The organism is Niallia sp. (assembly GCF_031978665.1).
Classification (GTDB): domain Bacteria; phylum Bacillota; class Bacilli; order Bacillales; family Cytobacillaceae; genus Niallia.
In genome coordinates this window covers 15,666-22,175 of sequence record NZ_DALZDK010000027.1, presented here as the reverse complement: position 1 = coordinate 22,175, position 6,510 = coordinate 15,666, and the positions used below count along the sequence as shown (strand labels likewise).

7 protein-coding genes are annotated in these 6,510 nt (G+C 37.3%); 4 read left to right on the top strand and 3 right to left on the bottom strand.

Annotated features, from left to right (window positions below):
- Together dapD and RTL21_RS15150 are read left to right on the top strand one after the other, a co-directional pair.
- Positions 1 to 654 (top strand): 2,3,4,5-tetrahydropyridine-2,6-dicarboxylate N-acetyltransferase (gene dapD / locus RTL21_RS15155; protein WP_312096886.1); only part of this gene is annotated, 654 nt, incomplete at its 5' end.
- A gap of 106 nt (positions 655 to 760) precedes the next feature.
- Positions 761 to 1,879, top strand: coding sequence for an N-acetyldiaminopimelate deacetylase (locus RTL21_RS15150; RefSeq protein WP_312096963.1), 1,119 nt, complete (start codon positions 761 to 763; stop codon positions 1,877 to 1,879).
- Between the two features lie 94 nt (positions 1,880 to 1,973).
- Here RTL21_RS15150 and RTL21_RS15145 read toward each other — a convergent pair whose 3' ends face one another.
- Positions 1,974 to 2,825 (bottom strand): mechanosensitive ion channel family protein, encoded by an 852-nt coding sequence (locus RTL21_RS15145; protein ID WP_312096884.1) that lies wholly within the window; start codon positions 2,823 to 2,825, stop codon positions 1,974 to 1,976.
- Positions 2,826 to 2,956: 131 nt separating this feature from the next.
- Between RTL21_RS15145 and RTL21_RS15140 the strand changes: the two genes are divergently transcribed.
- Positions 2,957 to 3,394, top strand: a complete 438-nt coding sequence (locus RTL21_RS15140; protein WP_312096882.1) for a TlpA family protein disulfide reductase — start codon at positions 2,957 to 2,959, stop codon at positions 3,392 to 3,394.
- A 229-nt stretch (positions 3,395 to 3,623) separates the two neighbouring features.
- On the top strand, positions 3,624 to 4,283 hold the full coding sequence (locus RTL21_RS15135; protein ID WP_312096880.1) for a potassium channel family protein: 660 nt from the start codon (positions 3,624 to 3,626) through the stop codon (positions 4,281 to 4,283).
- 322 nt (positions 4,284 to 4,605) lie between these two features.
- On the opposite strand, the gene rnjA is transcribed toward RTL21_RS15135, so the two are convergent.
- On the bottom strand, positions 4,606 to 6,273 hold the full coding sequence (gene rnjA / locus RTL21_RS15130; RefSeq protein WP_312096878.1) for a ribonuclease J1: 1,668 nt from the start codon (positions 6,271 to 6,273) through the stop codon (positions 4,606 to 4,608).
- Positions 6,273 to 6,485, bottom strand: coding sequence for a DNA-dependent RNA polymerase subunit epsilon (locus RTL21_RS15125; RefSeq protein WP_312096961.1), 213 nt, complete (start codon positions 6,483 to 6,485; stop codon positions 6,273 to 6,275). The genes rnjA and RTL21_RS15125 overlap by 1 nt, the downstream gene beginning before the upstream one ends.
- Positions 6,486 to 6,510 lie beyond the last annotated feature (25 nt).

Below are 6,510 nucleotides of genomic sequence, written 5' to 3'. Positions count from 1 at the left end.
ACACCGGTGAAGGTATATGTGAAAGGTGATTTATCTGCAGTTGAGTTTGGAGATAATGTACAAACCTTTATCAGTGGAAATTCTGGTGTTGTTTTCGGAGAATGGGCTGATATTCAAAGTGTAATCGAAGGAAATAAGGATAAAGTAACAGATTATGTGATTGAAAATGATCGCAGAAACTCTGCTATTCCTTTATTAGACTTAAAGAATATTAAAGCTCGCATTGAGCCAGGCGCTATCATTCGTGATCAAGTGGATATCGGTGACAATGCGGTAATTATGATGGGCGCAGTTATCAATATTGGTGCTGTCATTGGGGAAGGAACCATGATCGATATGGGAGTTATTATGGGTGGACGAGCTACTGTAGGTAAGAACTGTCATATTGGTGCAGGTGCAGTATTAGCAGGTGTTATTGAGCCACCTTCTGCTAAACCAGTTATCATTGAAGATGATGTATTAGTTGGTGCAAACGCAGTAGTCGTAGAAGGAGTTACGGTAGGAAAAGGTTCTGTAGTTGCTGCTGGTGCGATTGTATTAGAAGATGTTCCACCAAACACTTTAGTTGCAGGAGCTCCTGCACGTGTTGTTAAAGAAATTGATGATAAAACAAAATCAAAAACGGAAATTATGCAAGAGCTACGTCAACTATAATTTTCAGTGAAAAGCGTGGAGCGGGTTCCACGCTTTTCTTATAGAAGGAAAGATGGAAATTGGTAGATGGAAAATGAAGGAAGAGGAGGGGATTTATATGGGGAATATGATTGATTTAATCAAAATTCGCAGAGATTTGCATAAAATTCCAGAGCTTGGATTTAAAGAATTTAAAACACAGCAATATTTACTCGAAAATATACAAAGCTTAGCAAATGAACGGGTAGAAATAAAAACGTGGAAAACGGGAATTATTGTGAAGGTTCATGGTGTTAATCCAACGAAAACGATCGGCTATCGAGCAGATATCGATGGCTTACCAATTATCGAGGAAACAGACTTGGCTTTTCTTTCCGAGCACCCTACAGAAATGCATGCTTGTGGACATGATTTTCACATGACGATTGCTTTAGGGGTATTTGCCAATATAATAGAAAATCCGCTAAACGATGATGTAGTGTTTATTTTTCAACCAGCAGAAGAAGGTCCAGGTGGGGCAGAGCCTATGCTCCAAAGTAAGGAGCTTAAAGAATGGATGCCTGACATTATCCTAGCTCTTCATGTTGCTCCAGAATACCCAGTTGGTACCATTGCAGTGAAGCCTGGCTTGCTATTTGCAAATACTTCTGAGCTTTTTATTGATTTAAAAGGGAAAGGGGGACATGCTGCGTACCCACATCTAACTAATGATATGGTTGTTGCAGCGTGTAGTCTTGTTTCACAGCTACAGTCTGTAGTAGCCAGAAATATAGATCCCCTCGATAGTGCAGTAGTGACAATTGGAAAAATTACAGGTGGAACTGTGCAAAATGTGATTGCTGAAAAAGCCCGGCTAGAAGGGACAATGCGTACTCTTTCAAGTGAAGCGATGATAAAAGTAAAAAATCGAGTCAAATCCTTGGTGAAAGGAATCGAAATTGGTTATGACTGTGAGTGTTCGATTGATTTCGGAAGTGGCTATTATCAAGTGTATAATAACGAACCGTTAACAAGAGAGTTCATGGATTTTATCGAGCGGGAAACAGAAGCTAATATATTCGAGTGTAAAGAAGCAATGACTGGTGAAGACTTTGGCTATATGTTAAAGGATATTCCAGGGTTTATGTTTTGGCTAGGTGTCGACTCTCCATATGGCTTACACCATAGCAAGCTTAATCCGAAAGAAGACGCGTTACAAGTAGCTGTAAATGTCTTAACTGCTTATTTAATGAAAAAGGGAAATTAATTGTTTCTTTTAATAGGGAATTGTCACGATTAACGGTAAAAGCTTACTGCTGGGAAGCTAAGCAGTAAGCTTTTTTGTATGAAAATAAGCACACTTAACTTTCGCTTTTTACAATCAGTGGAGTTTCCGGAAATTGTATCCCGTTTTTATCAAGAGCCATTTTCATTTCTTTTCTGATCAGGCGTTCGATTCCCCATTGCTCCATATTTTTTGTTTTTGCTAATATTCGTATGGTAATTGCATTTGGACCCATGCTTTCAATGCCAACCATATTTGGTCCATCTGTAATACTTGAGTTCTCACTTGCAATACGTTCACATACTTGCTGCAGTATTTCTTGTGTTTTTTGCAAATCATTATGCACTGAAATGTCTATATCCACTAATGCTTGCATTTCTCCACGGGAATGATTGCTTAGTTGAGTTATTTCTCGGTTAGGGATAAAGTGTAAAGTTCCATCACCTGCTCTAATTTGTGTTGTTCTTAGTCCCACTTGTTCGACGATACCAGAAAACTCTCCTATTGTGACAAGTTCTCCGACGTCTAACTGTCTTTCTAATAGTAAGAAAAAGCCTGAGACGAGGTCACTAACTAATCCTTGAGCGCCAAAACCGACCGCTAATCCAACAATTCCTGCACCAGCCAATATTGCTGTTGCATCAATTCCTAATAATTGAAGGATCGTAATTATAAGAATGAAAAATAATATATACGTAATTAAATTATTTGTTAAGCTCTCAAGTGTGAAAGCTCTGCCTCGAGAAATGGAGTTTTTTTGAATATAGGTTTCGAATAATTTCTTTATTAGCTTCTTAGCCATTTTATTTATTAGAAGATAGCTCAGAAGGATGAGAAGTATTTTTAATGCCAAAAGGGAAGTGCTTAAGAGAAATTCTCCCCATTGTATGTTTTGGATATAGGTTCCTAGTTCGTTAAAATAGATCATTTAGTGCTAAGCTCCTTTTTGGAAAAATTAAGTAGTCGAGTTTTTTCTTTTTATTCCCTCACATGGATTTGATAAACTAGGGGGTACATTATATTCTTTAGAGAGAAACGAAAAGAGGGGGGAATGTAGCTGTGAAAATAGGTGATCAGCTTCCAGAATGGACTGCCCCAACATTGTGGATTAATGGGGAAGGGGAACCTATAGAATGGGGGAAGAATGCAACTTTAATTCATTTTTGGTCGGTTAGCTGTTATTTTTGTAAAAGGGCTATGGCAGAATTAAATCAATACAGAGATCTTTATCAAGAGAATCTAACTGTTATCTCTGTTCATTTTCCTCGTTCAGAGCAGGATTTGGACATAGAATTAGTGAAAAAGACGGTCGAGGAATATAAGATGACGCAATCCATTTATGTTGATCATGAATTTCAGTTAGCTAAAGCATTTTTGAATGAATATGTTCCTTCCTACTATTTATTTGATAAGCAGGGAAAATTGCGGTACTACCAGGCAGGTGGAACAAATTTGAAAATGTTAGATACCCGTATCAGTCGGGTAATTTCCGAATAGAAGTAGGAAGTTTTTACATAGAAATAATATCTTTATTGCTTTATTTAATGTTATAATTATTGCGTTTACTTAGATAAAGGGAAGCTTCCACCTTTGGAGTTTTCCATTCCCGCATCGATCGGTTAATAATATCAATCGGTGTTGTCTCCTCGCTTGAAATTGATTTTTACGTGGCATATTACTGCCTGTAATGCGAGAGAAATTTTTACGATAGTTGGAGGATTTAATAGTGAAAAGAGCATTTGCGGTTATTGGCCTAGGACGATTTGGAGGCAGTATTTGCCGGGAATTAACAGAATTAGGTATGGATGTAATGGTTATTGATAAAAGCGAAGAAAAAGTAAATGAATATGCAAATCTAGTTTCACATGCAGTGGTCGGTAATTCAGTAGATGAAACAGTATTAAAAAGCCTCGGAATCCGCAATTTTGATCATGTTATTGTTGCGATAGGAGAGGATATTCAAGCAAGTATTTTAACGACCTTAATGTTAAAGGAGCTTGGTGTCAAAAATATAACTGTTAAAGCACAAAATGATTATCATGAGAAGGTATTAAGTAAAATTGGAGCGGATGCAGTAGTTCATCCAGAAAGAGATATGGGAAAGAGGATTGCTCATAATATTGTCTCTAATAATGTCCTTGATTATTTAGAGCTCTCAGATGAACATAGCATTGTGGAAATTAAAGCTAGTCATAAATTAGATGGCCGTTCCATTATTGACTTAGATATTCGTGCCAGATATGGTATCACAATCGTTGCAATCAAAAGAGACAAGGAAATTATTGTTTCTCCACAGGCATCAGAACCAATAAGAGAAAAAGATATTTTGATTGTTATTGGGGCCGATTCCGATATTAACCGTTTTGAAAAAAAAGTAATGTCTTAATAAGAAAAGCGGAAGGCTCCTGTTTAGGGGCGTGCGGGGTGGAGCGACCAATCCTGAGATAAAGGAAACACGGTGAACGGAAGTGAACCGATGTTGACTTATCGTAGGGAATGGACGGGAAGCCCGACAGCCCCTAGGAGCCTGGAGTTAGACAAAAGAAAAGCGGAAGGCTCCTGTTCAGGGGCGTGCGGGATGGAGAAGCCCATCAGTCCTTGATTGTCCGGAACTAGACACCAAATGGGCTTCAGATAACTTATCCTTTCTGTTAAAAAAGAGCTATTCGTTCAATCAGCTGAACAAATAGCTCTTTTTTATTAAACCGTTATACTTCCATAATAATAGGAAGAATCATTGGTCTTCGTTTTGTTTTTTCGTAAAGGAATGGAGAAATTGTATCAATTATTTCATTCTTAATTTCAGACCATTGTGTTGTTTTGCGTTCCATCACTTTATTTAGATGTTTGCTTATTAACGTTTGTGCATCATTGATTAAATCGCCAGATTCACGCATGTATACAAAGCCTCTTGAAATAAGGTCCGGTCCAGCTGCGATTCTAAAGTCTGTCATATTAATACTCACCACGACAACAACTAAGCCTTCTTCAGAAAGAATTCTGCGATCTCGTAATACAATATTTCCGATATCCCCAATTCCGCTACCGTCAATATAAACGTTACCAGATGGGATTTTACCTGCAACCTGCGCTGTATCACTTGAGAGGGCCAATACTTCCCCGTTATCCATGATAAAGCAGTTCTCTTCTTTGACACCACAGTCAACAGCTGTCTGTGCATGTGTCTTTTGCATTCTGAACTCTCCGTGGATTGGCATAAAGAATTTTGGCTTGATTAATCGAAGCATTAGCATTTGTTCTTGTTGCCCACCATGTCCAGAAGTATGAATATTACTAAGTGGTCCAGAAATAACTTCGGCACCAGCTCTAAATAGCATATTTATTGTTTTATTTACACTTAATGTATTACCTGGTACAGGATTAGAAGAGAAGACAACAGTATCACCAGGAATGATTTGAATTTGTCTATGTGTTCCGTTGGCGATTCTTGATAGAGCAGCCATAGGTTCCCCTTGGCTTCCTGTACATAGAATAACAACTTGATTAGCTGGTAATCGATTAATTTGTTGAGGATCTACAAAGGTTTCCTTCGGCGCTTTAATAAAACCAAGCTCTAAGCCGATGTTAATTGCAGCCTCCATGCTACGCCCGAATACAGCTATTTTACGACCAAATTCAACAGCAGCATCTGTTACTTGTTGTAATCGATAGATATTGGAAGCAAAAGTAGCGAAAATTAATCTACCATCTGCTTTTATAAAAATATCATGAATGCTTTTTCCGACTTTTTTTTCGGACATAGTGAAATTAGGTACTTCACTATTTGTACTGTCTGATAATAAGCATAATACACCTTCTTTACCTATTTCAGCCATTTTTGTTAAGTTAGCAGGTTCTCCAACAGGTGTAAAGTCAAACTTGAAATCTCCAGTGTGTACAATGTTTCCTGGCGGTGTTTTCACAACAATACCATAGGAATCAGGTATACTATGAGTCGTTCTAAAGAAGGAAACTGATGTTTTTCTAAATTTAATTACATCATCTTCTTGAATTTCATGCATCGTAGTTTGTCGCAATAATCCATGCTCTTCTAGCTTATTACGAACAAGTGCTAACGCTAATTTTCCTCCATAAAGAGGGATATTAACTTGTCTTAAAAGATAAGGAATACCACCAATATGATCTTCGTGACCATGCGTGATAAATAAGCCTTTAATTTTGTCTACGTTCTTCTCTAAAAATGTATAATCAGGAATAACATAGTCAATTCCTAAAAGCTCGTCCTCAGGAAATTTAATACCAGCATCAATTAAAATGATTTCATCTTGAAACTGGACACCATAGGTATTTTTACCGATTTCCCCTAGTCCTCCCAGGGCAAATACAGCAGTTTGATCATTTTTTACAAATTTCATTATTCAATCTCCAATACTGTAAAGTCTTCGTTTTGTTGTTCATATTCTAAGAATGCACCTTCTACACGAGTTATAAACTCAATATTATATGGTTTTTCTGCCAATTTTGTTCTAACATCTCTTTCTGATACACCTTCAACAAAAATAGTTCTTGTATTTTCTCTTACTGGTACCTCAGTTTTTAAATTTTGAAAATATACTTTAAATATCATGGTAATTCGCTCCTTAATCATTTGT